The sequence below is a fragment of the Pseudomonas sp. Tof1 genome (assembly GCF_055390395.1).
The window spans coordinates 6765502-6781382 of record NZ_AP024344.1; the positions used below are offsets into that span (position 1 = coordinate 6765502).

At 65.3% G+C, this 15881-nt stretch carries 16 protein-coding genes; 9 read left to right on the plus strand and 7 right to left on the minus strand.

The window, feature by feature from the left end; translation table 11 throughout:
- Positions 1-161 precede the first annotated feature (161 nt).
- The 7 genes from ACZ5KU_RS30565 (at position 162) to ACZ5KU_RS30595 (ending at position 7133) form a co-directional block, all read left to right on the plus strand.
- Positions 162-725, plus strand: a complete 564-nt coding sequence (locus ACZ5KU_RS30565) for a fimbrial protein (RefSeq protein ID WP_054056654.1) — start codon at positions 162-164, stop codon at positions 723-725.
- Between the two features lie 63 nt (positions 726-788).
- A complete protein-coding gene (locus ACZ5KU_RS30570; RefSeq protein WP_054056655.1) occupies positions 789-1553 on the plus strand; it encodes a fimbria/pilus periplasmic chaperone in 765 nt (254 codons plus the stop codon).
- A 20-nt stretch (positions 1554-1573) separates the two neighbouring features.
- The gene (locus tag ACZ5KU_RS30575) at positions 1574-2326 is read left to right on the plus strand and encodes a fimbrial biogenesis chaperone (protein WP_054064601.1); all 753 of its coding nucleotides are present in this window, start codon (positions 1574-1576) and stop codon (positions 2324-2326) included.
- Between the two features lie 133 nt (positions 2327-2459).
- Positions 2460-5048, plus strand: coding sequence for a fimbria/pilus outer membrane usher protein (locus tag ACZ5KU_RS30580; RefSeq protein ID WP_464736653.1), 2589 nt, complete (start codon positions 2460-2462; stop codon positions 5046-5048).
- Positions 5045-6016, plus strand: a complete 972-nt coding sequence (locus ACZ5KU_RS30585) for a fimbrial protein (protein WP_464736654.1) — start codon at positions 5045-5047, stop codon at positions 6014-6016. Before ACZ5KU_RS30580 ends, ACZ5KU_RS30585 begins: the two co-directional genes overlap by 4 nt.
- 22 nt (positions 6017-6038) lie before the next feature.
- A complete protein-coding gene (locus ACZ5KU_RS30590; protein WP_054064604.1) occupies positions 6039-6548 on the plus strand; it encodes a fimbrial protein in 510 nt (169 codons plus the stop codon).
- Between the two features lie 63 nt (positions 6549-6611).
- On the plus strand, positions 6612-7133 hold the full coding sequence (locus ACZ5KU_RS30595; RefSeq protein ID WP_054056660.1) for a fimbrial protein: 522 nt from the start codon (positions 6612-6614) through the stop codon (positions 7131-7133).
- On the opposite strand, the gene ACZ5KU_RS30600 is transcribed toward ACZ5KU_RS30595, so the two are convergent.
- The 6 genes from ACZ5KU_RS30600 to dadA form a co-directional block, all read right to left on the minus strand.
- A complete protein-coding gene (locus ACZ5KU_RS30600; RefSeq protein ID WP_464736655.1) occupies positions 7124-9049 on the minus strand; it encodes an acetyl-CoA hydrolase/transferase C-terminal domain-containing protein in 1926 nt (641 codons plus the stop codon). The genes ACZ5KU_RS30595 and ACZ5KU_RS30600 overlap by 10 nt on opposite strands.
- 137 nt (positions 9050-9186) lie before the next feature.
- A complete protein-coding gene (locus tag ACZ5KU_RS30605; RefSeq protein WP_081005863.1) occupies positions 9187-9600 on the minus strand; it encodes a c-type cytochrome in 414 nt (137 codons plus the stop codon).
- Between the two features lie 185 nt (positions 9601-9785).
- On the minus strand, positions 9786-10334 hold the full coding sequence (locus tag ACZ5KU_RS30610; protein ID WP_017901663.1) for a cupin domain-containing protein: 549 nt from the start codon (positions 10332-10334) through the stop codon (positions 9786-9788).
- Positions 10335-10462: 128 nt separating this feature from the next.
- Positions 10463-11536, minus strand: a complete 1074-nt coding sequence (gene alr / locus ACZ5KU_RS30615) for an alanine racemase (RefSeq protein WP_464736656.1) — start codon at positions 11534-11536, stop codon at positions 10463-10465.
- An 88-nt stretch (positions 11537-11624) separates the two neighbouring features.
- Positions 11625-11978, minus strand: coding sequence for a RidA family protein (locus ACZ5KU_RS30620; protein ID WP_054058369.1), 354 nt, complete (start codon positions 11976-11978; stop codon positions 11625-11627).
- Complete coding sequence (gene dadA / locus ACZ5KU_RS30625) at positions 11950-13251, minus strand: D-amino acid dehydrogenase (RefSeq protein WP_054058368.1); 1302 nt, start codon at positions 13249-13251, stop codon at positions 11950-11952. Before dadA ends, ACZ5KU_RS30620 begins: the two co-directional genes overlap by 29 nt.
- Positions 13252-13408: 157 nt before the next feature.
- Here dadA and ACZ5KU_RS30630 point away from each other — a divergent pair, with 157 nt between their 5' ends.
- The gene (locus ACZ5KU_RS30630; RefSeq protein ID WP_054058367.1) at positions 13409-13897 is read left to right on the plus strand and encodes an Lrp/AsnC ligand binding domain-containing protein; all 489 of its coding nucleotides are present in this window, start codon (positions 13409-13411) and stop codon (positions 13895-13897) included.
- 173 nt (positions 13898-14070) lie between these two features.
- Here the strand turns inward: ACZ5KU_RS30630 and ACZ5KU_RS30635 are convergent, their stop codons facing one another.
- Positions 14071-14424, minus strand: coding sequence for a YkgJ family cysteine cluster protein (locus ACZ5KU_RS30635; RefSeq protein ID WP_054056376.1), 354 nt, complete (start codon positions 14422-14424; stop codon positions 14071-14073).
- 160 nt (positions 14425-14584) lie between these two features.
- Between ACZ5KU_RS30635 and ACZ5KU_RS30640 the strand changes: the two genes are divergently transcribed.
- Positions 14585-15877 (plus strand): NAD(P)/FAD-dependent oxidoreductase, encoded by a 1293-nt coding sequence (locus ACZ5KU_RS30640; protein ID WP_054056375.1) that lies wholly within the window; start codon positions 14585-14587, stop codon positions 15875-15877.
- Positions 15878-15881 lie beyond the last annotated feature (4 nt).

A 15881-nucleotide genomic window follows, 5' to 3' on the forward strand; every position in this document is an offset into this window, starting at 1 on the left:
GAAGCGCGTTTCGAGAAATCTCGAAACTGCTCTGTTTCGAGTTATCTCTATGTTCCACGGTTGGGGCTTGCGCGACAGTGGCGTCCCGCATCCGGCAGGCCAAACGCCTTCCCTTGCGGCCTGCAAGCGGGAAAACAACTGAAACCATTCAAGGTAACGCCATGAAAATCTCTCAAGTCTCCGCCGCCGTCTCCCTGGCCCTCGCCGCCCTGATCGCCTTGCCGGCCTCGGCGGCCAATGACGGCATCATCAACTTCAACGGCCTGGTGCGGGACATCACCTGCACCATCGAAGGCGAGGCGCCAGGGGGTGGCACCGTGGTCAAGAACGTCGACCTGGGCGGTGTCTCCGCCGCCCGCCTGACCAACGCCGGCGACCGCGCCAACCTCACCGGCTTCACCATCCGCGTCGGCGCCCCGGGCGAGACGACCTGCACCAACGGCCGCACGGCGATGGTCGCATTCGACCCGACCAGCCCGGCCATCGACATCGCCACCGGCCGCCTGAACATCGATGACGGTGCCGACGCCGCCAGCAATGTGCAGGTCGAGGTGACCCAGCGCGACGGCACGCCGATCCACGTCTACAACGAAAAGTCCGAGGGCGTGGTGATCGCCGACAACCAGGCGGTCATTCCACTGGCCGCCCAGTACTACGCCACCGGCACGGCCGGCGAAGGTCTGGTCGCGACCCGCGTCGGCTTCATGGTCGAGTACGCCGACTGACGAGTCCCAGGGGACCCGCAGCCACCAGGCGGGTCCGCTCCACCTCCAGAGAGTTTTCCTTCAATGAACAACATGGCTCATCCGGGCAGGTTCCTCTGTGCCTTGCTGATGACAGCGCTGACCGCCGTTACCGCACAGGCCGCCGTGGTCATCCACGGTGCCCGCGTGATCTACCCCGCCGACCAGCAGGAAGTGGTCGTGCGCCTGGAGAACAAGGGCGACCGACCTTCGCTGGTCCAGCTCTGGCTCGACAATGGCGACAAGTACGCCACCCCGGCCACCGCCCAGGCGCCGTTCACCGCACTGCCTCCGGTGATGCGCATCGAACCCGGCCGGCAACAGGCACCGCGCCTGCGCTACACCGGCGAACCCCTGCCCCGGGACCGTGAAAGCCTGTTCTGGCTGAACGTGCTGGAAGTGCAGCCGAACACCGTCGATACCGGCGACAGGAACCTGCTGGAGCTGTCGTTCCGTTCACGCCTGCGGGTGTTCTTCCGGCCGCAGGGGCTGCCCTATCCGAAGGGGGCCGCGGCGCCGAAGCTGAGCTGGAAGCTGGTACGCCACGCTGGCGGGCATGCCCTGGAAGTGCTCAACCCCACGCCCTATCACGTGTCTTTGGGCTCGGTCGAACTGGTCGGCCAGGGCGGGCGTTATCCGAAGGCGCCGAACCAGCAGGTCGACGACAGCCTGCTGCTGCCCTCCGGCGACATCAAGCGCTTCGTCCTACCGACCCTGCGCACACGGCCCGCCGGCACCCTGAAGGTCGAGTTCACGGCCGTCAGCGACCACGGCGCACGCATCAGCCACAGCGCCGACATCACCTCCTGAAGCGGAGCCAGGAACCGTTCATGAATACCCTCAGACTCCAGCTCGGCCTGCTCATCCTGATGCTCGCCGGCAGCCTCGCGGCCCAGGCCAGCGTGGTCATCACCGGCACCCGGGTGGTGTACCCGGCGGCCCAGAAGGAAGTGACGATCCGCTTCGAGAACAAGAACCCGAAACCGGCCCTGGTGCAGGTCTGGCTCGACAACGGCGATGAAGAAGTGACTCCGGAACAGGCCCGCGTGCCCTTTGTCGCCACGCCGCCGATCTTCCGCATGGAACCGGGCCGGCAGCAGGTGTTGCGCCTGTCCTATACCGGCGACCCCCTGCCGACGAATCAGGAGAGCCTGTTCTGGCTGAACATGCTGGAAGTGCCGCCCAAGGTCCAGGCCAGCGAACAGGAAAACCAGTTGCAGTTGGCCTTTCGCACCCGCATCAAGGTGTTCTTCCGCCCGGCGGACCTGCCCCTGGAAGCCACCCAGGCCGTCGACAAGCTGCGCTGGCGCCTGGTCCGGGACGAGCAGGGCCAGGCCCTGGAAGTGACCAACCCGACCCCCTACCACCTGAGCTTCGATTCGGTCGAACTGCTCGCCGCCGGCCAGCGCCACGCCAAGCCGACCGGCCAGGATGCGGCCGAAAACATGGTCAACCCGCACGCCAGCAACCGCTTTCCCCTGCCCGGCCTGAGCGCCGTGCCGGCTGGCGATGCGCAGGTCGAGTTCCAGACCATCGATGACTACGGAGCCCGGCACCTGCACAAGGTCCGGCTCAGTCCATGAGCCACTGAATCCCCACCTGGCAGCGCCAGGACACCCGAACACGAGACGCCCGCCCCCTCCGCGATCCCTGACGCGCGCTGGCCGGGCCCGGCTTGCCCGAATTTGGCAACACAAACCGTTTGGAACCTTGACCATGAGATCCCAAAGCTCGCCCGAGTCCATCGGGCCACGTACCCGGCCATGCCGCCTGGCCCGCGTCCTTCATGGCCTGTTGCTGCTGGGCAGCGGCAGCGCCCTGGCCGCGGACGAGGTCGAACGGGTGGAGTTCAACCCGGCATTCTTTCCCGGCGGCGGACAGATCGACATCTCGCGCTTCAACGAAGGCAACGTGGTCCTGCCGGGCCAGTACCGGGCCGACGTCACGGTGAACGGCGACTGGATCGGGCGCCAGGACCTGACCTTCGCCAGCGTCGAAGGCCAGAGCAATGCCCAACTGTGCCTGGAGCGCCCGTTGCTGCTGCGCCTGGGCATCGACATCGACCGTGTGCCGGCCAAGGCTGCCGAAGCCGGCGAGCCGGTCCCGCCCGCGCTGCCGACGGCTGTCTACTGCGGCAGCCTCGGCACCTACGTACCGGGTGCCAGCGTCAGCTTCGATGCCGGCGAGAGCCGGCTCGACCTGCTGGTGCCGCAAATCTACCTGTCACGCTCGGTCCGCGGCTACGTCAGCCCGGAGTACTGGGACTCGGGCGTCAATGCCGCCTTCGCCCGCTACAATGCCAACGGTTTCCGCAACAGCAACCAGGGCCGCTCATCGTTCTCCAGCTACCTGGGGCTGCACACCGGCCTCAATCTGGAAGGCTGGCACCTGCGCCACAACGGCGCCTACAGCAGCAATGAAGCCGGCAGCCAGTACCAGAGCAGCGCCACCTACGTGCAACGGGAGTTGCCCGGGCTGCAATCGCAACTGATGGCCGGCGAGATCTACACCACCGGCGAACTGTTCGACAGCCTGCGCATGCGCGGCGCCACCCTGTCCACCGACGACCGCATGCTGCCCGACTCGCTGACCGGCTACGCGCCGATCGTCCGCGGAGTGGCCGAGACCAACGCACGGGTCAGCGTCCGCCAGCGCGGCATCCTGCTCGACGAAGTCAGCGTGGCACCCGGGCCGTTCGTACTCAACGACCTGTTCCCCACCGGCTACGGCGGCGACCTGGAGGTCACCGTCACCGAAGCCGATGGCCGGCAACGCCAGTTCATCGTGCCGTTCGCCTCCAACATCAACCTGCTGCGCCCCGGCTACAGCCGCTACTCCCTGAGCCTGGGCGAGATGGACGAACTGGGCATCGACAGCAAGCCCTGGCTGGCCCAGGGCACGTTCCAGTACGGCCTGAACAACCTGCTCACCGGCTACACCGGCGCGCTGGCCTCCGAGGGCTACAACGCCCAGGTGTTCGGTTCGGCACTGAATACGCCGGCGGGGGCGATCTCCTTCGACCTGACCACTTCCCAGGCCGAGATCCCCGGCCTGGGCCGGCGCCGCGGGCAGAGCCTGCAGGCGCGCTACAACAAGATCTTCGCCAGCACCGGCACCGACTTCGCCCTGGGTGCCTTCCGTTACTCCACCGACGGCTTCCTCACCGCCCGCGACACCGCGCAACTACGCGAGCTGGCACGCACCGGCGGCGACCTGGAGCGCGTCGGTCGCCTGCGCGAGCGCCTGGACATCAGCCTCAACCAGAACCTGGAGCGCGGCTCGCTGTTCCTCACCGGCTCGTCGCAGCACTACTGGAACCGCAAGGGCGGCGAACTGAGCTTCACCGCCGGCTACAACGGCAACTGGCAGCGCGTGAACTACACCGTCAGCGCCCAGCGCAGCCGCGACCTGCTGAGCAACCGCAGCAGCAACCAGATCGACCTCACCTTCCACCTGCCCCTGGGCCATTCCGACCGCGCGCCCAACCTGTCGAGCACGCTGATCCACGGCGATCGCCAGAACAGCGCGCGAGCGGGCCTGAGCGGCACCCTCGGCGAGCGCAACGAGTACAACTACGGCGCCTCGCTCAGCCATGCCGACAACGGTGTCGGCAACAGCTTCAACGCCGACCTGCAATACCGCAGCCGCTACGCCCTGGCCTCCACCAGCCACAGCCAGGGCAAGGACTACCACGCGCAGTCGCTGAGCCTGTCCGGCGGCCTGGTGGCCCATGCCGACGGCGTGACCCTGACCCCGGAACTGGGCGACACCATCGGCCTGGTCAACGCTCCCGGCGCGCAGGGCGCCTGGGTCGGCGGCAACACCCAGGTCGATGGGAAGGGCTACGCCGTGGTGCCGCACCTGACCCCCTACCGGCAGAACGTGGTCGAACTCGACCCGCGCGACATGTCCCACGACGTCGAACTCAAGGCCGCTTCCCACAACATCGCGCCCCGTGCCGGCTCGGTGGTGGTGATGAAGTACGAAACCAGCAGCGGCCGCGCCGTGATGATCGATGCGGCCCGGGACGACCACTCCGCATTGCCGTTCGGTGCCGATGTATTCGATGAGGACCACGCCCATGTCGGCGTGGTCGGCCAGGGTGGCAAGGTCTTCGTTCGGGTCGCCCGCGATCGCGGCCAACTCATCGTCAAGTGGGGCGCCAGCAGCGCGAGCCAGTGCCGGATCGACTACGACCTCGGCCCGCAGGACAGCAGCGGCAGTTCCCAGAACCTGCGCCAGATCGACGGCCTCTGCCAGGCCATCGACAGCCCGCAAACCCCGACTTCGCGAGATCCACAATGAAAGCTCCGATCCGCTCACTGGCCGTATTGGCCGCCAGCCTGACCCTTTCCACACTGGCCCAGGCCGGCTGTGACTACTATCCCAACATCCGCAACGGCGCGACCTTTCCGAGCACCATCACCGTACCGGCCGATCTGCAGGTGGGCCGGCTGATCGCCCAGGTATCGCTCAGCCGACCGTTCCCCAGCGGCGAAAGCCGCTGCTCGCCCGCGTTCCCCTATCAGATCGTCGGGCGCTATGCGGCTTCCGACCAGGTCGACCTCGGTGGGCCCAGGCTCATGGGCTATCGCACCAACGTGCCGGGAGTCGCTGTGCTGATCCGTAGCAGGAGCCCTGACGCCACCTTGTTCAGATCGGTCGAGCTCCACAGCTCTTCAGGCACAGAGCCCGGGTTACCCTGGATCATCGTGCACAACCTGACGGACATGGAGGCGCATTTCTACAAGATCGGCAACATCTCGACAGGCACGGTCCCCGCCGGGAACCTGCGGCAACAGTACTGGAGCGGCCGGCTGATCAAGACCATAGCGCTCAACAACTCGGTGCAGTTCGTCGTTCAATCCCCGACCTGCGACCTGGCCGTCGGCGACGTCAACCGCACGATCAACCTGGACAAGATCCAGCTCTCGAACTTCACCGACAACTCGGCCGGCAAATACAACTTCGAGATCAGCGCCAATTGCAACAATGCCTCCAGCGTGACCTTCCGCTTCACCGGCACCCCGGCCAACGGTGACAGCTATCGCTTCGCCAACACCGGTACCGCCCCCGGCGTTGGCACATGGCTGTACTCACGCATCGGCGGTGTCGAGTCCACCATCCGCGCCAACGGCACCGAAAACACCCGCACCGTGAGTGTCAGCGCCAACCGGGCGGTCCTGCCGCTGGGCGCCGCCTACTGGAAGATCGGCACACCGGGCAAAGGCACCCTCGTCAGCGCCGTGACCGTCAACATCACCTACAACTAAACCCACCAGAAGGACCACCGGAATGAAAACCCCTCTCCTGGCACTCGCCCTTTTGATCGCCGGCAGCCTCACCGCCGCCCAGGCCGCCACCACCGGTACCCTGACCGTGCGCGGCCAGATCGACGGCGGTACCTGCAACCTCGACACCATCAGCAATCCGACACTGCCGACCGTCAAGGTCAGCGACTTCGACTCCAGCACCTGGACCGGGCTCAAGGAGTTCAGCCTGGGCGCCACCTGCGACTCGGACATCAGGAACGTCATCTTCACCTTCTCCGGCACCCCGGCTTCCGCCGACCCCACCCGCTGGGCCAATACCGGCACAGCCGCTGGTATCTCCACCGTGCTCCAGGCCCGCGACGGGGCGAACTACAACATCCCGGCCAACGGCACCGCCGCCCAACGCCAGCGCACCGTCGCGACCAGCGCCGGCAAGGCCACGCTGCCCATGGCGGCGCATTACATAAAAACCGGCACCGTCTCCAAGGGCACCCTGCTGACCACGGCGACGGTGAGCATCACCTACAACTGAAACACCGGCCCCGCTGCGCCGCGATAGCGGTAGCCAGCACCCCGCCAGAACGGACAACATCTCATGAAAACCTACCTGTTACCCCTGGTGCTGATGGTTGCCGCCACCCTCGAGAACGCCTCGGCGGAAACCCTCAATCCGGGCAATCTGCAGATCGAGGGCCTGGTCGAGGGCGGGACCTGCAACCTGGTCCCCGGGGAATACGATCGGCCGGTGGTCCTGCCACCGGCCAAGGTCAGCGATTTCAGCGGCAGCGAATCGACGGGCCACCGCGACTTCGAAATCAGTGCCCTCTGCGATTCGGATATCACCAGCGTGACCTTCACCTTCGCCGGCACCCAGGTGCCGACAGACGGCGCCCGCTTCGCCAATACCGGCGATGCCCAAGGCGTCGGGCTGTGGCTGTACTCGCGGCTGGGCGGTGTGCAACGGACCATCCGTGCCGACGGCGGCGACAGCGCCCGCACCCTGTCGCCCAGCGGCGGCCAGGCGGTGCTGCCGTTGGGCGCGGCCTACTGGAAGACCGGCAGCGTGCGCGAAGGCACGCTGGTCAGCCAGGCCACCGTGGAAATCACCTACAACTGAAGGCGCCGGGCGGTCGCCTGCAAGCCCGCCAACAGCAGACGCTGATACAACTCTTCGCGCAGTCCCTGGGGCTGGTCCAGGCCCATGCGTTGCAGGTGCGCGGGGAACGCCGACGGCTCGGGGGCCTCCAGGGTCGCCTTGCCCAGCTCCAGCACTTCGCTGAGCTTGAAGTGGCGCTTGAGCCAGTTCAGCGCCCGCAACAGGTCACGCTCCTCGACGGTGAAATCACTGCCCAGCGGATACTCCACGAACAGCTGCGGATGGCGCTCACGCAGCGCTTCCAGGCGCTGTGGCGTGTTGTCGGCAAAGCGCGGGTCGAGACGGAAGTTCTGCGGCAGCTTGCCGGCCTTCTGCGCCTGTTCGATCAGCCCGGCCTGGAACCGTGAATCGCTGATGTTGAGCAGTGCCTCGATCACAACGGCATCGCTCTTGCCGCGCAGGTCGGCGATCCCGTACTCGGTCACCACGATATCGCGCAGGTGCCGGGGAATGGTGCAGTGGCCATACTCCCAGACGATATTGGAACTGGCCTCGCCACCGGCCTCGCGCCAGCTGCGCAGGATCAGCACCGAACGCGCATCCTGCAGCGCATGGCCCTGGGCGACGAAGTTGTACTGCCCGCCCACGCCGCTGAGCACCCGCCCGTCCTCGAGCTGGTCGGCCACCCCGGCACCGAGCAGGGTCATGGTGAAGGCACTGTTGATGAACCGCGCCTCCTGGCGCTGCAGACGCTTGAGCGCCTCGTTGCCATACAGCTCGTTGATGTAGCTGATGGCGGTCATGTTGAACTCGGCGAGCCGTTCCCGCGGCAACGCCCGCAGCCGCTGGTAGAAACTGTGTGGCCCGAGGAAGAAGCCACCGTGCACCACCACGCCTGCCGTGGCGTCGGGCTGCCCGGCGATGGCCCGGCGCTGCGCGTCGATATCGGCATGGACGCGACGCCGCACGATGCCCGCATCGGCCAGCACCAGCAGGCCATTGACGAACATCTCGCTGCAACCGTAAAGGCCGCTGGCAAAGGGTTCGATACCCCCTTCACGGGCGATCAGCGCCTGCCAGGGCCGTATGTCGAGGTCGTCCAACAGGGCACGATAGCCAGCGTTGTCGGCATGCCGGGACAACAACGCGGCGGTCAGCGCATCGCCCATCGAGCCGATGCCGATCTGCAGGGTTCCGCCATCGCGCACCAGGGTGCTGGCATGCAGGCCGATGAAATGGTCCTGGCAACCGACCGGCATGTTCGGCGTGGAAAACAGCGTGCTGCGCTCAGGTTCGTCGATCAGCAGGTCGAAAGCCGCACGGTCGATCTCCGAGTCGCCCGGCATGTAGGGCAATTGGGCATGTACCTGGCCCAGTAACAGGATGGTCTCGCCGGCGGCGCGGCGCCTGGCGATCATCGGCAGCAGGTCGAGGGTGATGTCCGGGTTGCAACTGAGGCTCAGGCGGCCCGGCTGCTGCTCGTCAGCGGCGACCAGCTGGGCCACCAGGTTGAGGCCGGCGGCGTTGATGTCCCGGGCGGCATGGCTGTAGTTGCTGCTGACGTAGTCCTGCTGGGCGGCGGTACTGTGGAGCAGGCTGCCGGGCTGGAGGAAGAACTGTTCGATACGGATATTGGCCGGCAGGCGGTCACGCCGCAGGTCGTCGAGAAAATCCAGTTCCGGGTAGTCGCCGAAGACCCGCTCGACGAAGGGTTCGAGAAAACGCCGCTGCAAACCCTCACCGAGGGGTGGCCGGCCCAGGCTCAGCGCGGTGTAGATCGTCAGTTGCCGCTGCGGCAACCGGCTGACCCGCCGGTACAACGCATTGACGAAACGATTGGGTTTGCCCAGCCCCAGCGGCAGGCCCATGTGGATATGCGTGGGCAACCGCGCCAGCACTTCGTCGACCGCCCGCTCGATGGAACACGTCAGCGTCATCCGACCTTCCTCGCTTGTACCTGAATGGAGGTTGGACCGGGCTTGCCGGGGCTTTGCTGCACAGGCCAATCGAAAATTCTGAAAGGCAGGTACGAAAAAGCCGCTCGAAAGCGGCTTTCCCGGGAAGATCCGTTGGCTTACAGGCCGGACATCTTCTTGATCGCACCCTTGAGTTCGTCGTCCGAGCAATCGGCACAGGTGCCTTTTGGCGGCATCGAGTTGATGCCGGTGATGGCCTTGGCGAGGATGCCGTCGAGGCCGCCCTGGTGATCGGCACGTTCCTTCCAGGCTGCGGTGTCGCCGATTTTCGGCGCGCCCAGCAGGCCGGAGCCGTGGCAAGCGTTGCAATGCTTGGCGATCACTTCGTCAGGGGTCTTGGCGCCGCCACCACCGCCCGCCGATGCCGCGACCTCCATCCCCTTGCATTCCTGACCTTGAACACAGACCTGGCCGACCGGCTCCAGGCGCTTGGCGATCTCGTCGTTCGTCGTAGCTTGAGCGCTGACAGCCCATAGGGCCAATACGGTTGCTGGTGCAGCCAGCATTTTCATAATTAGGTTCACGCGTTCACCCTCAATGGTGGCTAATCACGCCGCGACCACGGTTTCGCGGGCGGGCGTGAGTATAGCGGTAAGACCGCTGCTGCGAAACAACCCCTGTAGTTGCAAGGGTATTGCCCACAACGCGGGTCCGTACTGCCGGGCGCCCTGAATCCCTGAGCTGGCGCCCCGGGCCGTCAGAAGTTGGCCGGTGTCGCTGCGCTGATTAGTCGCGCCGGGGTGTCGAACGGGTTACGGAAGCGATGCGGCTTGGTACTTTCAAAATAGTAGCTGTCGCCCGCTTCGAGGACGAATGTTTCCAGACCGACCACCAGTTCCAGCCGACCTTCGAGCAGGATGCCGGTCTCTTCGCCTTCGTGGGTCAGCATTTCCTCGCCGGTGTCGGCACCGGGCGGGTAGATTTCGTTGAGAAAGGCGATGGCGCGACTCGGATGGGCGCGGCCGACCAGCTTCATGGTCACGGCGCCGTCGGAGATATCGATCAGCTCATGGGCCTTGTAGACGATCTGCGTCGGCGTTTCCTGGAGGATCTCTTCGGAAAAGAACTCGACCATCGACATGGGAATGCCGCCAAGCACCTTGCGCAACGAACTGATCGAGGGACTGACGCTGTTCTTCTCGATCATCGAAATGGTGCTATTGGTGACGCCCGCACGCTTGGCGAGTTCACGCTGAGACAGACCTTTCATTTTGCGGATGGATTGCAGTCGTTCACCGACGTCCAATGCGGCAGCCCCCCAGGCATTCAGGCGATGTTGTAATTGAGCGATATCATGGCATAGCGTTCAGTATTTACAACACTTGGACCCGAATCCGCCTGGGCAAACGCCCCAACGGTCGTGCCGGCTACCCGCTATTGCCCGGTGTAGAGCCTCGGGACCCGGCGCAGGTTGCAGAAGATCTGGTACGGAATGGTTTCGGCTCGGGCCGCCACCTCGCTGGCCAGGATGTTCCTGCCCCACAGCTCGACGGTCGAACCCAGGCCGGCCTGGGGGATATCCGTGAGGTCGACGCAGAGCATGTCCATCGACACCCGGCCGAGCAACTGGCTGCGCTGGCCGGCCACCAGCACCGGCGTACCGGTCGGGGCATGGCGTGGATAACCGTCGGCATAGCCCATGGCGACCACCCCGAGGCGCATCGGCCCGGGCGTGACGAACCGGCCGCCATAGCCCACCGGCTCGCCGGCCGGCAGTTCGCGCACGCTGATGATTTTCGATTCGAGGGTCATGACCGGCTGCATCCGCGAGGCGACCGGGTGCTCGGCGTCGAACGGGCTGGCACCGTACAGCAGGATGCCGGGGCGCACCCAGTCGCTGGGAATCCGCGGCCAGCCGAGCACCGCCGGCGAGTTGCGCAGGCTGACTTCGGCGGCCAGGCCCTGGCGTGCCGCCTCGAACACCGCGACCTGCTCCTCGCTGCGCGGGCTGTCCAGCTCGTCGGCCCGGGCGAAGTGGCTCATCAGCACGATCTTCGCCACCTTGCCGGTCGCCAGCAGGCGCCGGTAGGCCGGCTGGTAGTCGTCCGGGTGCAGGCCGACCCGGTGCATCCCGGTGTCCAGCTTCAGCCAGACGGTGATCGGCGCGGCGATGGCCGCCAGCTCGATCGCTTCCAACTGCCACAGCGAATGCACCACGCACCAGAGATCGTGCGCGACGATCAACGCCAGTTCGTCGGCCTCGAAGAAGCCTTCGAGCAACAGGATCGGCCCGCGGATGCCTGCGGCCCGCAGCTCCAGCGCTTCTTCGATGCAGGCCACGGCAAAACCGTCGGCCTCGGCTTCCAGGGCCTGGGCGCACTGTACCGCGCCATGCCCATAGGCGTCGGCCTTGATCACCGCGAGGGCACGGGCCCCCGCTACTTCGCGGGCCAGCCGGTAGTTGTGGCGCAGGGCTTGGAGGTCGATCAGGGCACGGGCAGGACGCATGGTGGCAAACTTCTAGACAGTCGATGGGTAATAAAAAACCGGCATGACAAATGGAGGGCCACAGGTCATGCCGGGAGAGGGATCTTGCTTAAGGCAGGGCGGCGACGACCGACAGCTCCACGAGGATTTCCGGTTCGCAGAGCTTGGCCTCGACCGTGGCGCGGGCCGGGGCGACGCCCTTGGGCAGCCACTTGTCCCAGACCGCGTTCATGCCGGCGAAGTCGGCATCGATGTCCTTCAGGTAAATGGTCACCGACAGCAGACGGGTCTTGTCGGTACCGGCCAGATCCAGCAGACGCTCGATGTTGGCGAGGGTCTCGCGGGTCTGTTTTTCGATGTCGCCACTCAGGTCGTCACCCACCTGCCCGGCCAGATACACGGTACCGCCGTGAACGACGATCTGGCTCATGCGCTCATTGGTGAGCTGGCGCTGGATTGCCATGTCTTGCAGTCTCCTGGTGATTGCCATAACGGGAAATATCGAGGCCTTCGGCACTGATCTGCGGCTTTTTCTTCGCCATCAGGTCAGCCAGCAGGCGACCTGAACCGCAGGCCATGGTCCAGCCGAGCGTACCGTGGCCGGTGTTCAGGAACAGGTTGCGCAGCGGCGTGGCGCCCACGATCGGGGTGCCGTCGGGGGTGGTCGGACGCAGGCCGGTCCAGAAACTGGCCGCCTGCAGGTCACCGCCCTGAGGATAAAGATCGTTGACGATCATCTCCAGTGTTTCGCGCCGACGCGGGTTCAGCGACAGGTCGAAACCGGCGATTTCCGCCATGCCGCCGACGCGGATGCGGTTGTCGAAACGGGTGATCGCGACCTTGTAGGTCTCGTCGAGAATGGTCGAGGTCGGCGCCATCGCCGGGTTGGTGATCGGCACGGTCAGCGAGTAACCCTTGAGCGGGTAGACCGGCGCCTTGATCCCCAGCGGCTTGAGCAGTTGCGGCGAGTAGCTGCCCAGGGCCAGCACGTAGCGGTCGGCGGTTTCCAGCTTGCCATCGATCCACACGCCGTTGACGCGGTCGCCGGCGTGGTCCAGGCGCTGGATGTCCTGGCCGAAGCGGAATTCCACCCCCAGCTTGACGGCCATTTCGGCCAGGCGGGTAGTGAACATCTGGCAGTCACCGGTCTGGTCGTTCGGCAGGCGCAGGGCACCGGCGAGGATATCGGTGACACTCGCCAGGGCCGGCTCGACGCGGGCAATGCCGGCACGGTCGAGCAGTTCGAACGGCACGCCGGACTCCTTGAGCACGGCGATGTCCTTCGACGCGCCATCCAGTTGCGCCTGGGTGCGGAACAATTGGGTAGTCCCCAGGCTGCGGCCTTCGTAGGCGATGCCGGTTTCGGCGCGCAGTTCGTCGAGGCAGTCGCGGCTGTACTCGGACAGGCGAACCATGCGCTCCTTGTTCACCGCATAGCGGCTGGCGGTGCAGTTGCGCAGCATCTGTGCCATCCACAGGTACTGGTCGATATCGGCAGTGGCCTTGATCGCCAGCGGCGCGTGACGCTGCAGCAGCCACTTGATGGCTTTCAGCGGCACGCCCGGGGCAGCCCACGGCGAGGCATAACCGGGCGAGACCTGGCCGGCGTTGGCGAAACTGGTCTCCATCGCGACGGCCGGCTGGCGGTCGACCACCACCACCTCGAAGCCGGCCCGGGCCAGATAATAAGCGCTGGCGGTTCCGATGACGCCACTACCCAAGACCAGAACTCGCATGTTTATGCCCCTCAATGGCGGCCAGCCGCCGATGTTTATTGTTCAAAGCAGAGATGCGCGCAGTGTAAAAAACAACAGCCAGTGCTTTTCACTATATAAGTGCCTATATTTGGCGAGAATTCTCGGCAATATGGCTTTTTACGGAGGCGCATCCCCTATGCGGACCAATCACCAGAGCAAACGCGAGCTGGACAAGATCGACCGCAACATCCTGCGGATCCTTCAGACAGACGCACGTATTTCATTCACCGAACTGGGCGAGAAGGTCGGCCTGTCGACCACCCCCTGCACGGAGCGGGTACGCCGGCTGGAGCGCGAAGGGATCATCATGAGCTACAACGCCCGGCTCAATCCGCAGCACCTGAAGGGCAGCCTGCTGGTGTTCGTCGAGATCAGCCTCGACTACAAGTCCGGCGATACCTTCGAGGAGTTCCGCCGTGCGGTGCTCAAGCTGCCGCATGTGCTGGAATGCCACCTGGTGTCGGGCGACTTCGATTACCTGGTCAAGGCGCGGATTTCCGAGATGGCGTCCTACCGCAAGCTGCTGGGCGACATCCTGCTCAAGCTGCCCCACGTACGCGAATCGAAGAGCTATATCGTGATGGAGGAAGTGAAGGAGAGCCTGAACCTGCCGATCCCGGACTGAATCTGGCGACACACCGATCGCCTGGCGAGACTAGACTGTGTACGAAATTGTTTGAAACGCAGGTTAGGCAAGGCAAAAACCGGCGAGGAAGCGCAGTTGACTGGTTGTCAATGAGCATTCCGAGCCGGTTTTTAACGCCGCATAACCAAGTTTCAAGCGATTTCGTACATAGCCTAGACCAGCACCTGCCGGGTGCTGGCGATGTACTCATGAACCTGTTTCTCGATCCGCGGGTGAATCATCTCCACCGGTCGCCGGCCATTGGGGCATGGCAGGCTTGGCGTGGTGCCGAACAGCCGGCAGATCAACGGCCGCTCGTCATACACCGTGCAGCCATTCGGCCCCAGGTGCACGCAATTGAGTTCGTTCAGTGCCGCTTCCTGCTCGGCAGCGGTCTTGCGGGGCAGGCGGGCCATTTCCTCCGAGGAGGTGGTCACCGGCCCACAGCAGTCATGACAGCCCGGCACACATTCGAAGGACGGGATCTGCTGCCGCAGAAAGCGGATTTTCTGGCTGTTGCAGCTCATCGAGGCCTTACAAAATACCGGGAAAGACCTGGATTCTGCCTGAAAAGGCCCATCCCAGACAGCACCTCCTCTAGCCATGCAGGCCATCAAGTTGCCCGTGCGAGGGGCGGCGGCTTATCCTCCGTCAAATTTTCCAAACACGATCATCAGGACCACGCACATGAACGCCCCTGCCCGGCATACCGCTTCCTACTACGCCGCCAGCAGCCACCCGCAACCGGAATATCCACCGTTGCAGGGCGAGGTGCAGGCCGACGTCTGCGTGGTGGGCGGCGGTTTCTCCGGGCTCAATACCGCCATCGAACTGGCCGAACGCGGCCTCGCCGTGGTCCTGCTGGAAGCCCGCAGGATCGGCTGGGGCGCCAGCGGGCGCAACGGCGGGCAACTGATCCGCGGCGTCGGCCATGGCCTGGAGCAGTTCGCCCCGGTCATCGGCCAGGACGGTGTGCACCGCCTGAAACTGCTGGGACTGGAGGCGGTGGAAATCGTCCGCCAGCGCATCGAGCGGTTCCGGATCGACTGCGACCTGACCTGGGGCTACTGCGACCTGGCGAACAAGCCCCGTGAACTGGAAGGTTTCGCCGAGGACGCCGAAGAACTCCGGCAACTGGGCTACCGCCACGAAACCCGCCTGCTGCAGGCCCACGAAATGCACAGCGTGGTCGGCTCCGACCGCTACGTCGGTGGCCTGGTCGACATGGGCTCGGGGCACCTGCACCCGCTGAACCTGGCCCTCGGCGAAGCGGCGGCGGCCGAACAACTGGGCGTGAAGCTGTTCGAACAGTCCGCCGTCACCCGCATCGACTACGGCCCGCAGGTGCGGGTCCATACGGCACAGGGAGTGGTGCGCGCCACGACCCTGGTGCTGGCCTGCAACGCCTACATCAACGGGCTCAACGAGGAACTGGGCGGCAAGGTGCTGCCCGCCGGCAGCTACATCATCGCCACCGAGCCGTTGAGCGAGGAGCAGGCCCGCTCGGTGTTGCCGCAGAACATGGCGGTCTGCGACCAGCGGGTCGCGCTGGACTACTACCGGCTATCGGCCGACCGCCGCCTGCTGTTCGGCGGCGCCTGTCACTACTCCGGTCGCGACCCGCAGGATATCGCCGGCTACATGCGGCCCAAGATGCTCAAGGTATTCCCGCAACTGGCCGGGGTGAAGATCGACTACCACTGGGGCGGGATGATCGGCATCGGTGCCAACCGCCTGCCGCAGATCGGCCGCTTGCAGGCGCAGCCCAACGTCTATTACGCCCAGGCCTATGCCGGACATGGCCTCAACGCCACCCATCTGGCCGGTCGCTTGCTGGCCGAGGCCATCAGCGGCCAGCAACACGATGACTTCGACCTGTTCGCCCGGGTCCCGCATATCACCTTCCCGGGCGGCAGATACCTGCGTTCGCCGCTGCTGGCGCTGGGGATGCTCTGGCATCGCCTCAAGGAATTGCGCTAATCGG

What these genes read in the sequence shown, in the direction of transcription:
- ACZ5KU_RS30565 (WP_054056654.1), top strand. Translation starts at nt 162, where the DNA reads ATGAAAATCTCTCAAGTCTCCGCCGCCGTCTCCCTGGCCCTCGCCGCC.
- ACZ5KU_RS30570 (WP_054056655.1), top strand. Translation starts at nt 789, where the DNA reads ATGAACAACATGGCTCATCCGGGCAGGTTCCTCTGTGCCTTGCTGATG.
- ACZ5KU_RS30575 (WP_054064601.1), top strand. Translation starts at nt 1,574, where the DNA reads ATGAATACCCTCAGACTCCAGCTCGGCCTGCTCATCCTGATGCTCGCC.
- ACZ5KU_RS30580 (WP_464736653.1), top strand. Translation starts at nt 2,460, where the DNA reads ATGAGATCCCAAAGCTCGCCCGAGTCCATCGGGCCACGTACCCGGCCA.
- ACZ5KU_RS30585 (WP_464736654.1), top strand. Translation starts at nt 5,045, where the DNA reads ATGAAAGCTCCGATCCGCTCACTGGCCGTATTGGCCGCCAGCCTGACC.
- ACZ5KU_RS30590 (WP_054064604.1), top strand. Translation starts at nt 6,039, where the DNA reads ATGAAAACCCCTCTCCTGGCACTCGCCCTTTTGATCGCCGGCAGCCTC.
- ACZ5KU_RS30595 (WP_054056660.1), top strand. Translation starts at nt 6,612, where the DNA reads ATGAAAACCTACCTGTTACCCCTGGTGCTGATGGTTGCCGCCACCCTC.
- ACZ5KU_RS30600 (WP_464736655.1), bottom strand. Translation starts at nt 9,049, where the DNA reads ATGACGCTGACGTGTTCCATCGAGCGGGCGGTCGACGAAGTGCTGGCG.
- ACZ5KU_RS30605 (WP_081005863.1), bottom strand. Translation starts at nt 9,600, where the DNA reads ATGAAAATGCTGGCTGCACCAGCAACCGTATTGGCCCTATGGGCTGTC.
- alr (WP_464736656.1), bottom strand. Translation starts at nt 11,536, where the DNA reads ATGCGTCCTGCCCGTGCCCTGATCGACCTCCAAGCCCTGCGCCACAAC.
- ACZ5KU_RS30620 (WP_054058369.1), bottom strand. Translation starts at nt 11,978, where the DNA reads ATGGCAATCCAGCGCCAGCTCACCAATGAGCGCATGAGCCAGATCGTC.
- dadA (WP_054058368.1), bottom strand. Translation starts at nt 13,251, where the DNA reads ATGCGAGTTCTGGTCTTGGGTAGTGGCGTCATCGGAACCGCCAGCGCT.
- ACZ5KU_RS30630 (WP_054058367.1), top strand. Translation starts at nt 13,409, where the DNA reads ATGCGGACCAATCACCAGAGCAAACGCGAGCTGGACAAGATCGACCGC.
- ACZ5KU_RS30635 (WP_054056376.1), bottom strand. Translation starts at nt 14,424, where the DNA reads ATGAGCTGCAACAGCCAGAAAATCCGCTTTCTGCGGCAGCAGATCCCG.
- ACZ5KU_RS30640 (WP_054056375.1), top strand. Translation starts at nt 14,585, where the DNA reads ATGAACGCCCCTGCCCGGCATACCGCTTCCTACTACGCCGCCAGCAGC.